The 16,872-nt window shown below is 68.0% G+C and carries 19 protein-coding genes and 3 pseudogenes; 11 read left to right on the top strand and 11 right to left on the bottom strand.

All coding sequences use genetic code 11. The features are described 5' to 3' along the window. Nucleotides 1-35: 35 nt before the first annotated feature. Nucleotides 36-1,169, top strand: a complete 1,134-nt coding sequence (locus ACYCO6_RS35245; RefSeq protein ID WP_459768180.1) for a helix-turn-helix domain-containing protein — start codon at nt 36-38, stop codon at nt 1,167-1,169. Next, nucleotides 1,166-1,411: a hypothetical protein gene (locus ACYCO6_RS35240; RefSeq protein ID WP_459768178.1), complete on the top strand. Its 246-nt coding sequence runs from the start codon at nt 1,166-1,168 to the stop codon at nt 1,409-1,411. The genes ACYCO6_RS35245 and ACYCO6_RS35240 overlap by 4 nt, the downstream gene beginning before the upstream one ends. 418 nt (nt 1,412-1,829) lie before the next feature. On the opposite strand, the pseudogene ACYCO6_RS35235 reads toward ACYCO6_RS35240, so the two are convergent. Further along, a pseudogene (locus ACYCO6_RS35235) lies at nt 1,830-2,048 on the bottom strand (MFS transporter); the annotation flags it as partial. Here ACYCO6_RS35235 and ACYCO6_RS35230 point away from each other — a divergent pair. Continuing rightward, nucleotides 2,049-2,210, top strand: a pseudogene (locus ACYCO6_RS35230) (arsenical resistance protein ArsH); the annotation flags it as partial. A 62-nt stretch (nt 2,211-2,272) separates the two neighbouring features. Next, nucleotides 2,273-2,803, top strand: coding sequence for a DUF6428 family protein (locus ACYCO6_RS35225; RefSeq protein ID WP_459773872.1), 531 nt, complete (start codon nt 2,273-2,275; stop codon nt 2,801-2,803). A gap of 47 nt (nt 2,804-2,850) precedes the next feature. On the opposite strand, the gene ACYCO6_RS35220 is transcribed toward ACYCO6_RS35225, so the two are convergent. The 3 genes from ACYCO6_RS35220 to ACYCO6_RS35210 form a co-directional block, all read right to left on the bottom strand. After that, nucleotides 2,851-3,732 carry a ParB/RepB/Spo0J family partition protein gene (locus ACYCO6_RS35220; RefSeq protein ID WP_459768176.1) on the bottom strand — a complete coding sequence of 294 codons (882 nt, stop codon included), beginning with the start codon at nt 3,730-3,732 and terminating at the stop codon, nt 2,851-2,853. Further along, the gene (locus ACYCO6_RS35215; RefSeq protein WP_459768174.1) at nt 3,732-4,400 is read right to left on the bottom strand and encodes a hypothetical protein; all 669 of its coding nucleotides are present in this window, start codon (nt 4,398-4,400) and stop codon (nt 3,732-3,734) included. The genes ACYCO6_RS35220 and ACYCO6_RS35215 overlap by 1 nt, the downstream gene beginning before the upstream one ends. A gap of 82 nt (nt 4,401-4,482) precedes the next feature. Next, nucleotides 4,483-5,046, bottom strand: a complete 564-nt coding sequence (locus ACYCO6_RS35210) for a recombinase family protein (RefSeq protein WP_459768172.1) — start codon at nt 5,044-5,046, stop codon at nt 4,483-4,485. A 331-nt stretch (nt 5,047-5,377) separates the two neighbouring features. Here ACYCO6_RS35210 and ACYCO6_RS35205 point away from each other — a divergent pair, with 331 nt between their 5' ends. Together ACYCO6_RS35205 and ACYCO6_RS35200 are read left to right on the top strand one after the other, a co-directional pair. Continuing rightward, the gene (locus ACYCO6_RS35205; protein ID WP_459768170.1) at nt 5,378-5,593 is read left to right on the top strand and encodes a hypothetical protein; all 216 of its coding nucleotides are present in this window, start codon (nt 5,378-5,380) and stop codon (nt 5,591-5,593) included. A 479-nt stretch (nt 5,594-6,072) separates the two neighbouring features. Next, a complete protein-coding gene (locus ACYCO6_RS35200) occupies nt 6,073-6,813 on the top strand; it encodes a hypothetical protein (protein ID WP_459768168.1) in 741 nt (246 codons plus the stop codon). Here the strand turns inward: ACYCO6_RS35200 and ACYCO6_RS35195 are convergent. Together ACYCO6_RS35195 and ACYCO6_RS35190 are read right to left on the bottom strand one after the other, a co-directional pair. Beyond that, nucleotides 6,796-8,418 (bottom strand): recombinase family protein, encoded by a 1,623-nt coding sequence (locus tag ACYCO6_RS35195; protein ID WP_459773871.1) that lies wholly within the window; start codon nt 8,416-8,418, stop codon nt 6,796-6,798. The genes ACYCO6_RS35200 and ACYCO6_RS35195 overlap by 18 nt on opposite strands. Nucleotides 8,419-8,464: 46 nt before the next feature. Continuing rightward, a pseudogene (locus ACYCO6_RS35190) lies at nt 8,465-9,271 on the bottom strand (phage portal protein); the annotation flags it as partial. Between the two features lie 70 nt (nt 9,272-9,341). Here ACYCO6_RS35190 and ACYCO6_RS35185 point away from each other — a divergent pair. Then, nucleotides 9,342-9,575 carry a hypothetical protein gene (locus ACYCO6_RS35185; RefSeq protein ID WP_459768165.1) on the top strand — a complete coding sequence of 78 codons (234 nt, stop codon included), beginning with the start codon at nt 9,342-9,344 and terminating at the stop codon, nt 9,573-9,575. A 304-nt stretch (nt 9,576-9,879) separates the two neighbouring features. Here the strand turns inward: ACYCO6_RS35185 and ACYCO6_RS35180 are convergent, their stop codons facing one another. From ACYCO6_RS35180 to ACYCO6_RS35170, 3 genes are all read right to left on the bottom strand, one after another. After that, complete coding sequence (locus ACYCO6_RS35180; protein ID WP_459768163.1) at nt 9,880-11,208, bottom strand: DNA-packaging protein; 1,329 nt, start codon at nt 11,206-11,208, stop codon at nt 9,880-9,882. Next, nucleotides 11,174-11,824, bottom strand: coding sequence for a helix-turn-helix domain-containing protein (locus ACYCO6_RS35175; protein ID WP_459768161.1), 651 nt, complete (start codon nt 11,822-11,824; stop codon nt 11,174-11,176). The genes ACYCO6_RS35180 and ACYCO6_RS35175 overlap by 35 nt, the downstream gene beginning before the upstream one ends. A gap of 259 nt (nt 11,825-12,083) precedes the next feature. Continuing rightward, the gene (locus ACYCO6_RS35170; RefSeq protein WP_459768159.1) at nt 12,084-12,419 is read right to left on the bottom strand and encodes a DUF3761 domain-containing protein; all 336 of its coding nucleotides are present in this window, start codon (nt 12,417-12,419) and stop codon (nt 12,084-12,086) included. A 285-nt stretch (nt 12,420-12,704) separates the two neighbouring features. Here ACYCO6_RS35170 and ACYCO6_RS35165 point away from each other — a divergent pair, with 285 nt between their 5' ends. The 4 genes from ACYCO6_RS35165 to ACYCO6_RS35150 all read left to right on the top strand — a co-directional run bounded on the left by ACYCO6_RS35165 (nt 12,705) and on the right by ACYCO6_RS35150 (nt 15,650). Next, nucleotides 12,705-13,436: a Crp/Fnr family transcriptional regulator gene (locus ACYCO6_RS35165; protein ID WP_459768157.1), complete on the top strand. Its 732-nt coding sequence runs from the start codon at nt 12,705-12,707 to the stop codon at nt 13,434-13,436. 4 nt (nt 13,437-13,440) lie between these two features. Continuing rightward, the gene (locus ACYCO6_RS35160; protein WP_459768155.1) at nt 13,441-13,863 is read left to right on the top strand and encodes a DUF6894 family protein; all 423 of its coding nucleotides are present in this window, start codon (nt 13,441-13,443) and stop codon (nt 13,861-13,863) included. A 248-nt stretch (nt 13,864-14,111) separates the two neighbouring features. Continuing rightward, nucleotides 14,112-15,140, top strand: a complete 1,029-nt coding sequence (locus ACYCO6_RS35155; protein WP_459768153.1) for a sensor histidine kinase — start codon at nt 14,112-14,114, stop codon at nt 15,138-15,140. A gap of 81 nt (nt 15,141-15,221) precedes the next feature. Continuing rightward, a complete protein-coding gene (locus ACYCO6_RS35150) occupies nt 15,222-15,650 on the top strand; it encodes a SufE family protein (RefSeq protein ID WP_459768151.1) in 429 nt (142 codons plus the stop codon). A gap of 9 nt (nt 15,651-15,659) precedes the next feature. On the opposite strand, the gene ACYCO6_RS35145 is transcribed toward ACYCO6_RS35150, so the two are convergent. Next, on the bottom strand, nt 15,660-16,502 hold the full coding sequence (locus ACYCO6_RS35145; RefSeq protein WP_459773870.1) for a DUF6456 domain-containing protein: 843 nt from the start codon (nt 16,500-16,502) through the stop codon (nt 15,660-15,662). A 102-nt stretch (nt 16,503-16,604) separates the two neighbouring features. Continuing rightward, nucleotides 16,605-16,829: a hypothetical protein gene (locus ACYCO6_RS35140; protein ID WP_459768149.1), complete on the bottom strand. Its 225-nt coding sequence runs from the start codon at nt 16,827-16,829 to the stop codon at nt 16,605-16,607. Nucleotides 16,830-16,872 lie beyond the last annotated feature (43 nt).

The raw sequence follows: 16,872 nt of genomic DNA, 5'->3' as shown, positions 1-16,872 counted from the left end.
GGATGGGTAAACGGCTCAGCTTGCTGGGGCCTTGAATGTCATCGATAGCTCGCCAGCCCGTAATCCTGCTCGCGGAGAGCGATGCCGTCATCGGCATGGACCTGAGCGACGCCCTGGAGCGGGCCGGCTACCGCGTGCTCGGGCCGGCGGACACGGAAGCCGAAGCGCTGCACCTGCTCGGGCACGAGAAGCCGACCCTGGCGGTCATCGACGTCGTCCTGAAGGACGGCCGCTGCACCGGATTGGCCCGAGCGCTACGGCAGCACGGCGTGCCGTTCCTCGTTCACTCAGGGTGCCGGCAGGATCAGCGCACGGCCGGCGACTTCCAAGGTGCCCCGTGGCTCAGCAAGCCGGCCCTATCCGCTGACGTGCTGATCAGCGCGAACGAACTCGCCGCCTCGACCCCCGCACCAGCGACCGCGGTACGGCGCCCCAAGTTGGACGCCTCGGACAATCCCCTGATCCGGAAGCTGGAGGGCTTCACGAACTTATCGGACGCGGATCGGGCCACGCTGGCCCGCATCAGCGCGGAGCCGCGCCTCGTCGCGCCGGGCACCGACCTCGTGCGCGAGGGCGACAAGCCCGACGGCGTGTTCCTGGTGATGGCGGGCTTGGCCTGCCGCCACAAGCTGCGGGCCAACGGCGCCCGCCAGATCATGGCCTACTTGGTGCCAGGCGACCTGTGCGACCTCGACGTCGCCCTGCTGAGCCGGATGGACCACACCATCAGCACGCTCTCCAGCTGCCGTGTGGTGCGCCTCGCGCCCGAGACGGTGGCCGACCTACTCGCCAACCATCCGCAGATCGCTAGAGGGCTGCGCAAAGCTCAGCTCGTCGACGAAGCGACCCTGCGCGAGTGGCTGGTCAACGTCGGTCGCCGCTCGGCTCCGGAGCGATTGGCGCACCTGTTCTGCGAGTTGCTCGTGCGCCTGGAGGTGGTCGGATGCGCCTCGGAGGATGCCTACGAGTTGCCGGTCACACAGGTGGACCTGGCCGACACCGCCGGCCTCACCTCCGTGCACGTGAACCGCTCGCTCCGGGAACTTAGGCGGCAGGGTCTGATTGAGCTCGGGAGGGGGCGGCTGAAGATCCTCGACCTGCCGCGCTTGCGGGCGCTGGCGGAGTTCCGGCCCGACTACCTGCACCTGAGAGATCAAGCCGCCGCATGAACCTGCGCCTGCAGCCCGTGCAGGTCGCCACGAACAGTGACGACACTGAAAGCCGGCTCGTCTTCGCGGACGGCTTTCTCGTCGCGGTCCTGGTCCGTCTCTCAGAGCAGCATGAGGACGAGGCGGGCAAGTGGTTTCTGGAGGCGGGGTTCGGTCCGGTCGATCCCCTTTTCCCGCCGCTGTTTGCCGATCTGGACGAAGCGCAGGCGTGGATACTGGAACAGCTGTCGTCCGAGTCGTGATGCCACCACGGCCTGGGCTAAAACCTGCGAAGAGAATGTCCGCTCTAGAGCGTGTTATTAAGATCCTTCTTCCGAACCAGTGCGGCTTTGCCAACCTTGATTGAAACGGTTGAAGTTTAACCAGCCTTGATCCACCGGTAAGTTGTCAATACAAGGCCGCAAGCGCGGACCGGGGCTGCCCTACACCCGCAGAGGCGGCCAAGCCTTCAAAACCAGCGCCCTTTGGAAGTTGTTTCGGCGGCCGCTCAGAAGAGCGTTCGTGCAAGGTTCATAATACGCTCTAGCGGCCTGAAGGTGGCATTCTGGGTAGCTCGTTGGGCCGGATGCGAAACGTCCGCTCGGGACAAGAAGCCAGGGTCCGGCTGCCCCCGTTGCAGAGTCCGTGAGCGGGTACCAACCATTGGATTTGGACCACTAGGATCAGCCCGAGCGCCAGCGGCAGGGTGATCAGGAGATGCAGACCGCCGTAGGTCAGGCACGTCCCTCGCCAGCCGACATGGGCCACGAGAAAGCCCGACAGCGGCCAGCAGACGGTGCTGGCGAACCCGCCCCAGAGCGTCAGTGTGGTGGTCGCCAGCCTCACTTCCGCATCGTAGAGGCGCCCGAGCGTGGCAAACGCCGGATCGTACATGCCACACCGCTCTACGACAGCGTGGTGGACGTCTGCGAGGAGTTGATGAAGTTCACGCTGCTCACCCGCGAGTACGCCGACTACCTCGTGGACCGATACAGCGAGCGCAAGGAGCGCGACCCGGACCGGCTCAAGGCCGTGGCCGCCGACATCGGCTTCGTGAAGCGGTTATGCTCACGAGCCGCCCTCCCCTCTCGCCCCCTGCTGACCATCCGAACATGGAGACCATCATGTTGGACGTTGCCCAGCCCGAAGCCGTCCTGGCGCCTCGCCGGCCCATCGTGGACATCAAGATCGGGGAGCTGCTTGCGGCTTGCGACGAGCAGCCGACAGCACCGCTGGTGTTCTTCTACGACGGCCGTCCTGTGCGCCCCGGCCACCACGTCACCGAGGTGAAGGCCGGCCAGTTCGCCGCTCTGGACTGCGGCGGCAACCCGGAGGCGTGGACCGAGGTCTTCATCCAGTTGTGGGACATCGTCGAAGGTGATCGCACCCACATGGTGGCGGGGAAGTTCGCCGCGATCATCCGCAAGGTGGCTGACCACGTCCGGCTCGATCCCGTTGCACGTCTCACCTTCGAGGTAAGTGACGGCGTTGCACCGATGCAGCTCCACCAAGCCGACAACCCCGAGCTGATCGACGGTGCTCTCCGTGTCGCGCTCTCGCCGCGCCCAGCGAGCTGCAAGCCGCGAGACCGCTGGTTGGAGGAGCAGAAGAGGGCAAGCGGCTGCTGCACCCCGGTCAGGACAGCAGCGACCTGAACCTCCCTGGCTGTACAAAAAACACACCGTAGGGGATGCATACCCCGTCAGAAGTCCGCCTCTTCGTCTCCCTCCTCGAACTCGTCAACGTGCCCTCGAAGCTCCCCTACGATCGCCGGTAGGCGGCGCCCGAAGTAGGTGGCCAGGGCCAGCGCGGTGATCTCGGGGTTGCTCGACAGCTTGTTCCCGAACTCCTTCTGGAGCCGGTCAGCCCAGCGGTTGGCCTGCTCCTTCTTCCACTCCTCACGCTCATCATCGGACATCTCGATGTCCTCGCCCTCGGCGGCTCTCCTGGCGAGCAACCAAGACCGATGGGCGGCAGCACCCTCTCCGAGCTTCTTGAGCACCTTGCGCATGGTTGCGACCTGGGACGTGCTCACCCCTGCCGAGGTCGCGATCTGCTCCTTCGAGTAGGCCTTCATCACCACGAGGCGCCACGCCAGGTTCATCCGCTCCCATGTTGCCATGGTCAGCTTGGCCTTCGAGTTGGCCTGACCGCTCTCCAACACGGCCTCTTGTGGCGTACCCTCGAAGTACCGGACGGGGATGTCGGTGGTCCGCTTGGCCCTCGTATAGGCTTCCACGCGATGATGCCCGTCCACGAGGATCACCTCCTCACCGGCCTGCAACACCGTGACCGGGTCCAGGCTTCCCGCCGCCTTGATCGCCCTCATCAGTTCGCTGACGTGCCGTTCGTCCATCGCACGCGGCTGGAACAAGGCCGGCAGGAGGGTGATCTGATCCAGCGGTAGGGCGGGGAGCTGCCGGCTCTTGGTCCCCGAGGCGACCTTCGCGTTCAGCTCGGCAAGGAGGCGTGCGGCTTCCGACACGCTAACCGCATCTGGGAGAACGGCTTCCTCCATACCCACGTCGTTCATCGTTGCGCCCTGTTGCTCTCCCGCGTCCATCACGTTCGCCCTGTCCTCCATCACTCCAGCTCCTCCAGGGCCTTCCGCAGCTCCTGCCGTTCATCCTGCTGCTTCTGCCGGTCTCGCTCCTCCATCTTGGCGAGGTGCGCCCCGGCTGGACCGAACGCCTCCGCGAGCCACTGGGCCATCACGACCACGGCGCGGGGAGCGAGGTCCTTGTAGACGCGCTTCACCTTGCCGACCTCATTGTCCCAGAAGCTCCCGACGTTCACGTCTGTGAGCCCCCGGACACGCCGCACGAGCTGCGCGCGGAAGGCCGCATCGGACCGGAAGCGCCGAGGCTGATCAGCTTCCAGCAGGTACATCGCCAGGGCGGTCTCCACGATCACGCTGGCCTCGACGTCCCCCGCGAGCTTCAACACCTCCTGCGCAGCCTTGCGCTCGAAGACGTAGCCCGTCTGCCCGCGATCACTGGCCGCCTGGATGCCCTGGGCGTGCTCCACCACGGTGCCCCACCGGCCCGCAAGCTGGCCCCACAGCGGGCTCGTAGGGTTCTTCTCGATGCGCGCCCGAACGAGGCGCCGATAAGAGGCGAGGTTGGCCTCGGTGACGCCCTTCTGGTCCACAGCACCGTGGCGACGAAGGCGCACCTTGTGGGCCTGGCAGTAGAGGCTGAAGCGGGAAGCAGTGGGGTTCGTGCATCCAGGCGCACGGCACATGCGGGTCATCGTTGATCTCGACTGGTTTTTCAAACCCGTCCCCCGGCAGACAGGGACGGAAACACTTTCGGGGATGAGGAGAAGGGTGCGGTCAGCCGGCTACATCGGCATCCTCGCTCTTGAGGATGCGGTAGACGTGCATCCGGGAGATGCCGAAAGCCTTCGCGATCTCGGCAGGACCCTTGCCCTCGGCGCTCATGGCCTTCACGCCCTCGCGGTCCACCCGGCGCCTCCCGCCTTTGTAGACCTTCGCCTGCTTGGCCTTCTCGATGCCGTCCTTCTGGCGCTCCTTGATGAAGCGGCGTTCCATCTGGGCGACCATGCCGAGCACGGTCAGCACGATGCGCCCCGGCTCTCCACGGGTTGAGACGTGCGGGTCGAGGACGGTCAGGAACGCCCCTCGCTGGTCGAGTTCGTGGACGATGTTCAGGACGTCCCGTGTGTCCCGGCCAAGGCGGTCCAGACGGACAACCACCAGCTCATCGGCTTCCCTGATGAAGTCGAGGATGGCGGCCAGCTCGTCCCTGCCGTCTCGGCTTGCACCGGACACCTTCTCGGACCTGATGGGCTTGCAGCCCTCTGCTTCAAGGCGCTCGATCTGGACTTCAAGGTCCTGATCCTGGGAGCTGACGCGGGCGTACCCGATGCGAGCCATGTGTAACCTCAGGCTTTAGACCTGAACAACATGGCGTAACATCTGACCGTCGTCAACCCTGATGTTACGCTCAAGTTCGTAACATGCTCACGTCATCCCAGAGTACACCCAGAGGTGACATGCTTGGCGCTACCTATCCCATTCGATCAAGCCATTGGAACAGAAGCATCACAAGAGAACGGCAGAGCACGAAAAAACTCAGTCGCAGAGGGCACACCTTCTTGGTGCGGATCGCCGCGGCTGCGTTGTGGACCTTGATGGCAGCGTCACTACCCAGGTGCCCTGATGTCGGGCCAAGGTGAGGCAGTCGGTCAGGAGTGCGCTCATCTCGATGGGGCGAGAGAAGTTCAAGGCGCACTTGGTCGCCGTCATCGAGGCGCACGGGGCCACCAGCGTCTACGCAGTTGTAGCCCTCACCTCCGAGGCGGCCTTGGCCCAGGTGCGAGCCATTGCCGCGGAGAACACGCAGGTGGAGATCGTTGGCGGCCTCTCGTGGGTTACGGCGCATCACCTGGGGCTCAAGCCCGGCGAGATGCGGCCGATCTGAGCGGATCGCCTTGCAGCCCCCCCCCCTCGTCCGAGTTCAACGCCCAGAGCATCCTGCCCCAGACCTTCCTTGATGGTCACGTCCCACGATGACGGAGTTCAAGCTGGTTTCGGAGCTGCAACTCGCGTCTTGTTTCCTCCCGGACCTCCTCCTGTGTCGCCGGGCCCTTGATCTTCCGCCGTCACGCCCTGGCGGATGTAGAGCCCGTCCCGTTGTTGCGGCCGGCTGCTTGTCTCATGTCGACGTGCCCCCGGCACGGGGGACATCAGCCACGATCCAGCTCGTCGATGTCGGCTCGCGTTTTTTCGCCGGAACTTCTGACCCCCTCCCGGGCGCCGACGACCAACCCCGCCAGCCGACCGCTGACTGTGGACTGCAACACCACTTCGCTGACACCCGGTGCCCGATGTGCAACGTGGAGTAGGGTGTCCTGCCGGCAGGCCCCTCGGCCGAAGCCGCTCTCAAGCATGGTGCATCCGATGATCGACCTCGAGGAACTGCATCGGATGCTGGACATCATAGAGGCTCAGATCGACCACTTGAGCGGGGTCGATGCTGAGTATGTCGATGTTAATCAGGTTGGCGACCTCTGCGGCGTCCTGATCGAGCTTCTCGACTACACGAGCATCTACGAGAGCCCGATCCTTGGGCTCAACCGCACCACCCTGACCCGATACGTGAAGTTCCGGGGTCCATACCCAACCAGCGAGGCCCGCTACATCGCCCAGCGCACGCGCAGCTTCCTTCGGAGCCTGGACCACGCGACCGACCCTCACCGTCCTCCCGTGAGGCCCAACGAGGATGTTCCTCGGCTACCAGAGAAGTCTGCCCAGGAAGGTCTCCAGACGTTGGACATCGCCGCTGAGGGCTGGCGCTATGTCGGCCCGTCGAGCGAACTCAAGGCCAAGATCACGGCTCTGTCGTCCTTGCTGGATAGCATCATCTTGAGGGTCGAGGGGTCGAACATGCCACCAGATCAGCAGGCCCTCACCCAACTGGAGCGGAACCAACTCATCGCGATGTTGGAGACCGCCCTTGCCGTGCTGAAGGCGCCGATGCTGGAACGGGGCCTCCTGAAGCGGCTGCGGAAGACCCTTGGGAACACAGCGGCGAAAGCGGCCGAGACGGAGGCGGAGCAAGGGCTGGGAAAACTGGCCGAACTTGCCGGCCAGTGGATCGGCGACTTGATCAGCAGTCTCTGGTCATCCGGCGGCAGTTGAACCCTCGTGGGCCGTCCCAGGGCCAGCGGAAGGCTGTTCATCACGCCCGCGACGAACTCGACGGACTGGGTCGAACAACGGACCAAAGCGGAGGTAGGTCGAGCTGCCAGCCTTCCAGATGAACTCGATCTGCCCTCTGGGCCTCCTCCGAGAAGTCTCTCGGTTGAAGTGGATCACCGCGCGATCGACGAGTTGCCGGAGCAGCACGTTCGTCCTACCCACGTCGATGGGGGCACCAGACCTGATCGCGGCTTCGAGGTCGTCCAGGCGCTTGGAGACGACAGGCTTCGCCGTGTCCCGCAGTTCTGCCTCCACCCGTTCACGGCGGTTCTTCAGCTCCTCCAGCACGATCTCCAGTTCGGTGAGCTTGTTCATGAGGCTCGGGAGCCGCTTGATCGCGATCGCCTCCACCACACTCGCGATCTGCTCCTGGGTGACCTCGATCTCGATCTCCAGCTTCTCGAACTCCGCAGTCAGCCCCTCATCGTGAGAAGGAGCATCAAGGACGAAGCGGTCGATGTTCTCGATCAGTGCATCCTCCAGAACCCGCTGCCGCACTGACCGGCTCTCGCATCCTTGGGCCAGTTTCGAGCCCTGGCAGACGAAGACGTAGTAGAGGCCCCTCCTGGCGTTCCCTTTCCTTGCCCTGATCATCGGCCCGCCGCACTCCTCGCACTTGGCCAAACCCGAGAAGATCGAAGCCGTGGCCGTGGGGGGAGCCTTGCCAACTGGCCTGTCGAGGGCCCTGACGGCCTCGAAGGTCTCGGCGCTGATGATGGCCGGGAAGTAGTCCCGGATCGGCTCCATCGGCTCTCTGCGGCCGTCCACCATCCTGTGCGGCGTGAAGGTCCCGATGACGGCGGGGTTCTCCAGTACGCGCTTGACGTAGCTCCGATGCCAGAGCCTACCCCCACCGAAGGCGGGCACGCCCTCCTTGCTCAGTATCGACGTGATCGCGTGCTGGCCTACACCACGAAGGGTCAGATCGAAGATGCGGCGGACTACGTCAGCCCGCTCGGGGATCTCGACCAGCTTCTTGCCGTCTCGCCGCAACCACGCCGGCACCAAGGACGTGATCGCCTCGCCCTTAGCTGCCCGCTCTCGCTTCTTCAGCCAGTCCGCCTTGATGCGGCCCGACTTCGTCTCACTCTCCTCCCGCGCTCGGATCAGCTCGATCAAGGAGATGAGCAGGTCAGTTGGGTTCGCGGTGACGGTCTCCCGCGAGTAGACCCGAGGCGACCCCTTCAACGTCACCAGCGTGATGCCGGCGTTGATGATCATCAGGAACGTGCCCTGGGCTTCAAGGATCGCCTCGCGTGAGATGCGGTCCAGGCTCTCGACGAGCAGGTAGCTGCCCTCTGGGATGATCCCTTCGTCCACGAGGTCGAGGAACGTGCGCAGAGCGCCCTTGCGCTTGTTGCGTCCAGAGAAGGCCGAGATGCCCCGGTCCTCGAAGGTCAGCTCGGTGTCCAGATCAAGCCCGTTCCTGCGGGCGTAGTCCTCTGCCAGAGCGGTCTGCCGGCGGAAGCTGTCACCCTTCGCCTGATCCGCAGTGGAGAAGCGCAGGTAGCTGTATGCTTTCGGCTTTTTCGGGGTCTCGGCCATCATGTGTCCTCGTCGAGGTAGCTGTACCTCCGAGGTCACTGGTTCACAACTGCTTCCAGTCGAGGCCGCCTTCCAGCAGCAGCGGCCGCCCGGCATTGGCGGCGCCCTGGTAGTTCGCCTCCAGCTCCGCCTTAAGCCGGTCGAATTGCGGCTCGGAGAGCGTCGCCCCGGCAAAGACCAGCGCCCCGGAGGGCCGGGCGGCGTTGTCGAGGAGCGCCTTGTTCCAGGCGCTGGCAGCATTGTGGATGTCGAGCGCGGTGGCCGCCGCCGTGATGGGTGCGAGCCCACCGGTCTCGTCCTCCGGGTGGAACAGGGCGAGCGCCAGGATCGGCGCCACCTCGGGCGCGCCGGGCGGCGGCAGGTCGAACCGGCGGCTGCGCCCACCCGCATCGTAGATGTAGGCCGCGGGCCAGCCGTCGGGCCCCGGCCGCATCCGCATCCGTCCCGGCCGCAGGGCCTGGAGCGCCGCGATCCGGCCATCGAGGGAGACCGCCTCCAGGTAGGCGGTCCCGGTGAGCTGGAGGTCGGCGTAGACGGTCTCCAGGAGATGCGTTCCGCTCTCCCGGGGGTTGGGCCGGGCGAGGAGCGCAAGCAGGTCGGCCGCGCGCTCTGCGCCGGGACCGGTGGCGATCAGCGGCAGGCTCGCGGCGCTCTCGGCGACCAGCCGGACCGCCCGGTGGACCACCGGGTTGGCCTGGTAGCCGGCCCGGGCGAGCGCCGCCGGATCGCGGGGGGTCCAGCTGGCTCGTCCCTCGGCGTAGAGGGTGAAGCCGGGAAGCGCGGCGGCCTTGGTGGCCGGCGCGCGGGCGGTCCGGCGCGCGACCCGCGCCAGCCGTTCGAGGACAGTCGACATGCCGGTCCGTTCCTGAGCTATGGTCTCGCAATGCAGCCCTGGCGCCTCTCGCGGTCCCGTGATCCTGGCGATGCCCGAAGGCTCGCACGCCCCGGCGGTCTGGAGCTCAAGCCCGCCGGCGCAGGAGGCCGGCGCCCCGCCACCCGGCTTCGCGGTTCAACCGCTCGGAGGCGCGACACGCCTCGGCTGCGCCTTCCGGGGGGCGCCCGCCGCGGCGGGCGCCCACGATTTCACCTGCGATGCCCTGGTCGCATCCCTGTCCGACGTGCGCGGCGCCTTGCGGAGCCTGACCGCACCCGAGTGACAGGCCCCAGCGACGCGACCCGGCATGGCACCGCCCGGGAAACAGGTCGGCTACCGCGGCGACCCGCCCCAGGCTGCGGCGGCGGCTGAAACGGCCGGCGCGCCATCGGCCCGGGCGCCAAGCGTCAGTAATTCCGGGGATACAGTGCGCGCGCGGAGACGGCGTGTCCCGATCGCTACAGCTTGGCGTGAGAAATTGTGTATACAGGATGCAGTTCGTTCCAGAGACCACGAACCGACTTCGGCGCGCTTCCCGCAGAAGCGCGCCGTATTGTTTTTGACGTCGGGCCTCTGCGGATGAGCCCTCACAGCCGCCGGATCCGCGGTTCGGGCCGCGTCTCCAGGAGCAGATGCGTGATCGCCCAGACCAGAGCGTCGAGCCGGTCGGGCGAGGCTCCGCCGGAGAGGCCGTCCGGACCGAAATCGCACAGCTCGTCCTCCAGCGCCGGGAACGCCCCGACATGGTGGATGAGGCCGCGGGCGTAGAGCAGCGAGACCGGTTCGGCCCGCAGATACTTGCCCCGTGTCGCATGAACCCGGGTGACCGGCACGGCGGGATCGCACTGCGCCAGCACGGCGGCGGCCATCTCCCCGCCCTGGTTGACCTCAACCACCAGGGCATCGGCCTGGAGCCGATGATAGAGCGCCAGGGCCGCCCCGGCCCAGACCTTCGGGCTGGCGCGGGCGAGGCTGGCATCGGCCAGCACGTAGGCCTGGGTGCCGGCGCGCCCGGCCGCGACGATGCCGCAGGCATCCGAGCGCGCGCCCGAGGTGGCGGGCGGATCGATCGCTACGACGATCCGGGCCAGGTCCGGCGCGGCGGCGACCCGGGCCGCCTCGATGGCGGTGCGTTCCCAGAGGCCATCGTCCCGGTCGGCGATGAGCTCGCCGTCGAGCTCCTGGCGGCCGAGCCGGGTCCCGGCATAGCGTCCGACGACGCGGTCCAGGAAGTCCGGGGCGAGGTGTTCGGCGTTGTCGTGGGTCCGGGCACGGCTCACCACGGTGTGCGGATCGGCGAGCAGGCGGCGGATCAGCGGCACCGGCCGCGGCGTCGTGGTGATGAGGTTGCGTGGGCGGGTGCCGAGCCGCAGTCCGAATTGCAGCATGTCGAAGGCCGCCTCGGGCCGGCGCCACTTGGCGGCCTCATCGCACCACGCGGCGCCGAATTGCGGGCCCCGGAGCGCGTCGGGCTCCTCCGCCGAAAAGGCGAGCGCGACCGCGCCGTTGTCCCATTCGAGACGGCGGCGGCTCGGCGACCAGGCCGGCCGGGCACAGCCGCGCCGTGGCAGGGCGAGGAGCCCCGAGGGGCCCTCGATCATCACGTCGCGCACGTCGAGATGCGTCTCGCCCACCAGCGCGATGCGCCCGACCGGTTCGGGCGTGAAGGCTGGATCGCCCCGGGCCAGCGCATCCACCCATTCGGCCCCGGTGCGGGTCTTGCCGCTGCCGCGGCCGCCGATCACCGCCCAGGTCGTCCAGGTTCCGGCCGGACCCGCCGCAGGCCCCGGTTCGGCGGGCGGAAGCTGGTCGGGCCGGGCCTGATGCAGCCAGTCGGTGGCGAGCACCCGGAGCAGATCCGGCGGCAAGGTCTGGAGGAAGTCAGAAAGCCGCCCGGCCGCCGACAAAGCCAGCATAGCGTCGCGCGATCGCCGCGCGCAGGGCCGGCAGGTCGAGTTCCGCACCGCCATCGCCGCCCTCCTCCGACGCGCGCCGCGCGTCTCCCGCCTCGACCGCGTCGAGCAGCCGCTTGAGTCCGCCCAGATCGCGCAGCACCCGGGCGGATTCGCGCAGAGCCACCCCCTCCGCGCTCAGCGCCGCGTCGAAGGCGGCGATCTGCCGGACGATGTGGGCGCGCAGCTGCGTCCGCAGCATCGACGGGTCGGCTGCCGCCGACCGGTCCGGGCCCTCCAACAGGGCCGGCGGGCGCCGCAGGGCCCGCCCGAAGACCCTGGCGACAATCTCCGGCGTGAGACGTCCCAAGCCCAGGGCCTCGGCGACGTCTCCGGGATCGGTGCCGGGGGCGTTCAACAGCCGGACGAGCGCGGCCCGGCGCCCCTCCGGCCATCGCTTCACCGGGATCCTGCGTGCGCCCGGCGGCCTGGGCCAGCCGGCCAGGGCATTCCAGCGATAGATCGTTCTGGGACTGACACCCATGCGGGCACCGATCGCGCTGATCGGCAGGTCGGTCTCGCGCAGCAGCCGCAGGATTTCCAGTCGCCGCTCCGGCGGATGGGGCTGGACCGACCGCATCGCCGCCTCTCCGCACACGTCTCGACCGTGCCTGGGTGATAGCCCAGCAGCGCCAAGGTGTCAAGCAATAATTCCTATTACGCCGCCGAACGTAGGATTTTTGGCTGAACCCTGGATCTCGCCCCTGCATGATCGACGGTCCCCTTGCCCAGGCCGGGTACAGGAAAGACCCTGCGATCTCTTGGAGGACGCCGCGCGTCGATCCGTCCGGATCCGGCAGCCCCGCGGCGCCGTCGGTCACCCGGCGCCGGGTCTCGCCTCACCCCTCCCAATGCGCCACGCCGCCGTGCCGCGAACAGGTGCCGCGGTGGGTGTGGCTGAAGCTCCAAGTGCCGTCGCGGCACTTCGCGGATGCGCCGTTCGGCTTCGCGCCGTCGAGGGACTTAGCCGGCCGGTGGACCTCGGAACCGTCCCGGCTGCGATAGTGGCCGTGCCGGTCCAGGCGGGACTCGTCGGGCTCGGGGAGCGGCCGGGCCTGCGCGCCGCCGGCGGCGCCGAGGAGAACGAAGGCGGCGAGCGCGAGCCGCCCGACGGTGCCCTGGTGACGGGGTGCGGGCGGCAGGACCAGAGCAGTCAGGATCGGGACTGGTCGCATCGTGCGCCCTCAAAGTTGTGTCTGGCGGCATAAGACACAACTAGAGCGCGGGCACTACGGACTATCTATGGTTATCCATAGCCGTGCATAGGTTGTAGATCCGAGGGCGGGAGGCGATCCGGACGGCGATGCTGCCGCTTGCCGGTCTTGGTCCTCCACCGGATGCGGCAGAACCCCGGGCGAACCGTCCCGCCCAGCTCAAGAGCAGAGCGCAGGCGGCGCGATAGAAGGGAGACCGATTTTCAGCCATAAGTCCTGGGTCAGCGGCGCAGGATATCCTTCACGTTGCAGAATCGCCTCATCCGGAAGCTGGTGCACGGCGCGAATCTCACCGAGGGGGATCGCACCTGCCTGAACCACCTCATCCGCCGCACGCGGGCGGTCGAGCCGCACCGGATCCTCGTGGCCGAGGGGGAATCCGCCCCGCGGACCCTGGTCATGCTGGAGGGGTGGGCCTGCCGGTCGAAGCTCCTGTCCGGCGGACAGCGTCTCATCACCGATCTCGTCCTGCCCGGCGACATCAGCCACGTGCAGACGAACCTGCTCGGCTACGCCGACCACTCGGTGACCACCCTGACCGGCGGCATCGTGGCCGAGATCGACCCTGCGGAGATCCCGGTGGCGCTCGACAGTTCGCCCACCCTCGCACGGGCGCTGCGCTGGTCCTCGCTGCAGACCGACAGCATCCTGCGCCAGGCGCTCATCAACAACGGGCGGCGCATGGCGGCGCCCCGCATCGCCCACCTGATCTGCGAGGCCCGGGCGAGGCTGCAGGCGGTGGACGAACCGGTGAAGGGCGACTTCCCGTGGCCGCTGACGCAGGACGACCTGGCCGACGTGACGGGGATGACCCCCGTTCACGCCAATCGCTCCCTGCGGCTGCTGCGGGACAACGGACTGATCCTGCTGGAGCGGCGGCGGATGTGCGTGCCGGACCCGGAGCGCCTCGCGGCGTTCTGCGAGTTCCGGCCGGACTACCTGCACCTCGTTCCTGCCCCCTGCGAGCAGATGCGCTGAGCCGATGCCGCACTTCTACTTCCACTTGCGAACCCCCGCAGGCCTGGAGCGGGACGCGTTCGGCCTCGACAGGCCGAGCCTGGAGGCCGCCTATCTGGAAGCGTGCCGCACGATCCCCGACCTGTGCGTCGACCTGCTCCACGAGGGCATCGCCCCGCTCGCCTGCAGCTTCCTGATCTGCGATGCGGCCGATGCCGAGCTGCTCGAAGTCCCGTTCGGCGAACGGCTGCACGATGGGTGCCGGCCCGGACGTCCCAGCCCGCTCCCTGAACAGCTGGCCTGTCTGGCGGAGATCCGGAAGGGACGGCGGCTGGGCGCGGAGATGAGGGCCCACATCGCCGACATGAGAGTCAGCGCCGCGCAGATGCGGGAAACAGCGCGGCAATCCTACCCGCTGCTCGGGGCGATCGGCCGGACGGAGGTCTAGCCGACTGTCCCTTTGGGGGGTTGCACGGGCGGGGCAGATCCCTATTCCGCTGTCCCTGTGCACGGCGGGCGCAATGGCGTCCCGGCGCCGGAACGGCAGACCGGCCGGCACGTTGACCGGCGCCATCCGCATGCAGTCCCAACGTCTCACGACACTCGTCAAAGCGAATCGGGTACAGAATGGTCGGTCAGCCACCAGGGTCCGGAACGGCTGAGCCGTTGGACAACGGCCCCGCGGGGGATCCTGGGATGGGTCCGGCGCAGGGGACCGCGGAGGCGGCGGCCGTGAGCGACAGCTTCAAGCGCTTCGCGGACGTCGTGCCGTTGATGATGTGGCGCTCGGACGAGAACGGCCACGCGATCCATCACAACGAGTGCTGGCTGGAATTCACCGGGCGTCCCCTCGAGGCGGAACTCGGCCTCGGCTGGCGCAACGGCCTGCATCCCGAGGATTTCGAGCGGCACGCCCGGATCGTCGCCGAGGCCTTCGAGGCCCGGCGTCCCTTCACGGTGGAGTTCCGCCTGCGGCGGCACGACGGCGAGTACCGCTGGCTGCTCGACACCGCGCGCCCCCTTGTCGAAGACGGCCGGTTCCAGGGCTATCTCGGCTCCTGCTTCGACATCACCGACCGCAAACACGCCGAGGAGCATATCGAGCACGCCTTGGCCGAGAAGGAGGCGCTGCTCGCCGAAGTCTACCACCGGGTGCGCAACAACCTTCAGGTGATGGTCAGCCTCATCGGCCTCTATGGCCGGGCGGCGCCGGATGCCTGCCGCGGCAGCTTCGAGGCGCTGGGCCAGCGCGTCCGGGCGATCGCGCTGGTGCAGCAGCACCTCCACGAGGCGCCCCATATCGCGTCGATCGACCTCAAGGATTACCTGCACCGTCTCGCTTCGGGACTCGGTCAGCTCCGCAGGGCCGGGCGCATCAGCGTCCAGGTCGGGGGAACCGGAAACGGGCTCGTCGAGCCGCGGACCGCCAACGCGCTCGGCATGATCGTCGCGGAGATCGTGGCCGAGTGCCTCGATGCCACCGCCGAGCATGTCGCCTGCTCGATCACCATCGATATCGAGGCCCGGGGCGACGCACCTCTGCATCTGTCCATCGTCTCGGGGGTGAGCGAGATGGTGGCCTCGGGCCGGCCCAACGTCCCCAAGCTCGGCCCGCGCCTCATCGCCGCCTACGCGGCCCAGGCCGAGATCGCGGTCACCGGCGATGCCAGCCCGGCGGCCCCCTTGAGCCTGACTCTGCCGCCGCCGCGCCCCGCCGCCTCGTGAGCGTCAGCACCCCGGGGCCGATTCGCCACGACCGTGCCGGCGGCCTATAGCGGCACGCACCACCCCCGGATTGCGCACACCATGCTGCCCCCGATCGACACCATCATCGACAATTTCGAGATCGTCGAGGACGACGACATGCGTCTCGAATACCTGATCGAGCTCGGCCGCGCCCTGGCGCCGATGCCCGACTCCCTGCGCACCGAGGAGAACCGCGTCCACGGCTGCGAGAGCCAGGTCTGGATCGACACCGCCGTCGAGGGATCGGGCGACCAAGCGCGCCTTGTCCTGCAGGGGTTCAGCGACTCGTTCATCGTCCGGGGCTTCGTCGCACTGATGGTCGCGCTCTACACGGGCAAGAGCCCGCGCGAAGCCGCCGAGACCGACGGCCTGGACCTGTTCCGGCAGCTTCGCTTCGGGGCGCATGTCACCTCGAAGCGGTCCAACGGCGTGCGGGCCATGGCCGACCGCATCCACCGCGACGCGGTCCGGCTCGCCGCCGCGGCCTGAGCGCCCGGCCTACCCGCGCCACAGGCGCAGGCGAGCGCGCTCCGGCCCGGTCGCCTCCCGTTCCAGCCCGTAATGCTCGGCGAGGCGCCCCAGGGCGATGCGCGCCACGACCTTTGCCGAGCGGGCCGGCCAGCGCCGCTCGGCCTCGATCCGCTCCAGCCCCTTCAGGAAGCCGCACAGATCGATCAGCAGCCCCGACAGGTCGCTTCCGACCGCGTCGAGGGCGCCGCGCACCCGCTGCCGGGCCGCGATCACGTGGTCGGACGCGGAAGCGGGGTCGCGGGCGCCACCCCCATCGACCCGGGGAGCGCCGAAATCCGCGCCCATCCGGGGAAGCATCGCGGCCGCGTTCATATCCCGGCGGAGCCGCTCGCCCGCCTGGAAGGAGGCCGCGTCGATGAGCGGCACGCCGTCCCGGTCCCGGCGGCGCATCATCCAGGCCAGGGGATTCTCCGAGGCGTTGCGCAGGGTCGGCCCCGCGCCTCCGCCGCCCTCCACCACGATCAGGTCGTGGTGCTGCGCCACGTAAGCCATGTCCCGCGAGGCTTCCTGCCGACGCAGGCGCGCCCGCCCCGCGGCGCTGATCGTCAGACGCCTGCCAGCGGGATCCCATTCCGCCAGATCGGCCTCGGTGAGGGCCCGGCCGGAGGCGGTCGCGAAACGCCCGCTCCCGACCGAGATCCCGTCGCCGCCCCGCCGGACCAGAAGGCTGTCCTCCACAAGGGGGTCGGGTCGGGCGTAGGCGCCCGCCTCGCCCAGCCGCGCCAGCAGGCGGCCCGCCTCCGCCGGCAGGTCCCGCGAGGCGCAACCCCGCTCCGGCCGCGCCGCTTCGGCAGGGCCGTTCCTGATCATTTTGTTCATGTTTTGTTCCCATTCGGGTACGCTACCGATGCAGAGAGCCCATCGTCTCAGGAAATTTTAGAAGGTCAAGGCTTTTTTACCTACAACCCACAGCTATGCGGTCGCGTTGCCCTGTGCCGGGCGGGTTGGAGGACGATGGAGGACGGCCGCGATCTCGTCCTCCGACTTGCCGCGAACCTCGTAGCCCATCGCCTCGAAGCGGTCGATCAATGCCGCGCTGTCGATGGCGGAACGCGCGGCCCATGCGGCCAGCACGTCGTTCATCCGCTCGAGATCCCACTCGGGATCACCATCCTGCCTTTGGGGGAAATCGGCCATGCTCAGCACCTCGGAGTCGAACGGACGGCCTCGACTGCGGCGC

The sequence above is a fragment of the Methylobacterium sp. CM6257 genome, from assembly GCF_054611515.1.
Note: the sequence above shows the minus strand (reverse complement) of the source record. Positions and strands in the feature narration are given on the sequence as shown.

What these genes read in the sequence shown, in the direction of transcription:
- ACYCO6_RS35245 (WP_459768180.1), top strand. Translation starts at nt 36, where the DNA reads ATGTCATCGATAGCTCGCCAGCCCGTAATCCTGCTCGCGGAGAGCGAT.
- ACYCO6_RS35240 (WP_459768178.1), top strand. Translation starts at nt 1,166, where the DNA reads ATGAACCTGCGCCTGCAGCCCGTGCAGGTCGCCACGAACAGTGACGAC.
- ACYCO6_RS35225 (WP_459773872.1), top strand. Translation starts at nt 2,273, where the DNA reads ATGTTGGACGTTGCCCAGCCCGAAGCCGTCCTGGCGCCTCGCCGGCCC.
- ACYCO6_RS35220 (WP_459768176.1), bottom strand. Translation starts at nt 3,732, where the DNA reads ATGGAGGACAGGGCGAACGTGATGGACGCGGGAGAGCAACAGGGCGCA.
- ACYCO6_RS35215 (WP_459768174.1), bottom strand. Translation starts at nt 4,400, where the DNA reads ATGACCCGCATGTGCCGTGCGCCTGGATGCACGAACCCCACTGCTTCC.
- ACYCO6_RS35210 (WP_459768172.1), bottom strand. Translation starts at nt 5,046, where the DNA reads ATGGCTCGCATCGGGTACGCCCGCGTCAGCTCCCAGGATCAGGACCTT.
- ACYCO6_RS35205 (WP_459768170.1), top strand. Translation starts at nt 5,378, where the DNA reads ATGGGGCGAGAGAAGTTCAAGGCGCACTTGGTCGCCGTCATCGAGGCG.
- ACYCO6_RS35200 (WP_459768168.1), top strand. Translation starts at nt 6,073, where the DNA reads ATGATCGACCTCGAGGAACTGCATCGGATGCTGGACATCATAGAGGCT.
- ACYCO6_RS35195 (WP_459773871.1), bottom strand. Translation starts at nt 8,418, where the DNA reads ATGGCCGAGACCCCGAAAAAGCCGAAAGCATACAGCTACCTGCGCTTC.
- ACYCO6_RS35185 (WP_459768165.1), top strand. Translation starts at nt 9,342, where the DNA reads ATGCCCGAAGGCTCGCACGCCCCGGCGGTCTGGAGCTCAAGCCCGCCG.
- ACYCO6_RS35180 (WP_459768163.1), bottom strand. Translation starts at nt 11,208, where the DNA reads ATGCTGGCTTTGTCGGCGGCCGGGCGGCTTTCTGACTTCCTCCAGACC.
- ACYCO6_RS35175 (WP_459768161.1), bottom strand. Translation starts at nt 11,824, where the DNA reads ATGCGGTCGGTCCAGCCCCATCCGCCGGAGCGGCGACTGGAAATCCTG.
- ACYCO6_RS35170 (WP_459768159.1), bottom strand. Translation starts at nt 12,419, where the DNA reads ATGCGACCAGTCCCGATCCTGACTGCTCTGGTCCTGCCGCCCGCACCC.
- ACYCO6_RS35160 (WP_459768155.1), top strand. Translation starts at nt 13,441, where the DNA reads ATGCCGCACTTCTACTTCCACTTGCGAACCCCCGCAGGCCTGGAGCGG.
- ACYCO6_RS35155 (WP_459768153.1), top strand. Translation starts at nt 14,112, where the DNA reads ATGGGTCCGGCGCAGGGGACCGCGGAGGCGGCGGCCGTGAGCGACAGC.
- ACYCO6_RS35150 (WP_459768151.1), top strand. Translation starts at nt 15,222, where the DNA reads ATGCTGCCCCCGATCGACACCATCATCGACAATTTCGAGATCGTCGAG.
- ACYCO6_RS35145 (WP_459773870.1), bottom strand. Translation starts at nt 16,502, where the DNA reads ATGATCAGGAACGGCCCTGCCGAAGCGGCGCGGCCGGAGCGGGGTTGC.
- ACYCO6_RS35140 (WP_459768149.1), bottom strand. Translation starts at nt 16,829, where the DNA reads ATGGCCGATTTCCCCCAAAGGCAGGATGGTGATCCCGAGTGGGATCTC.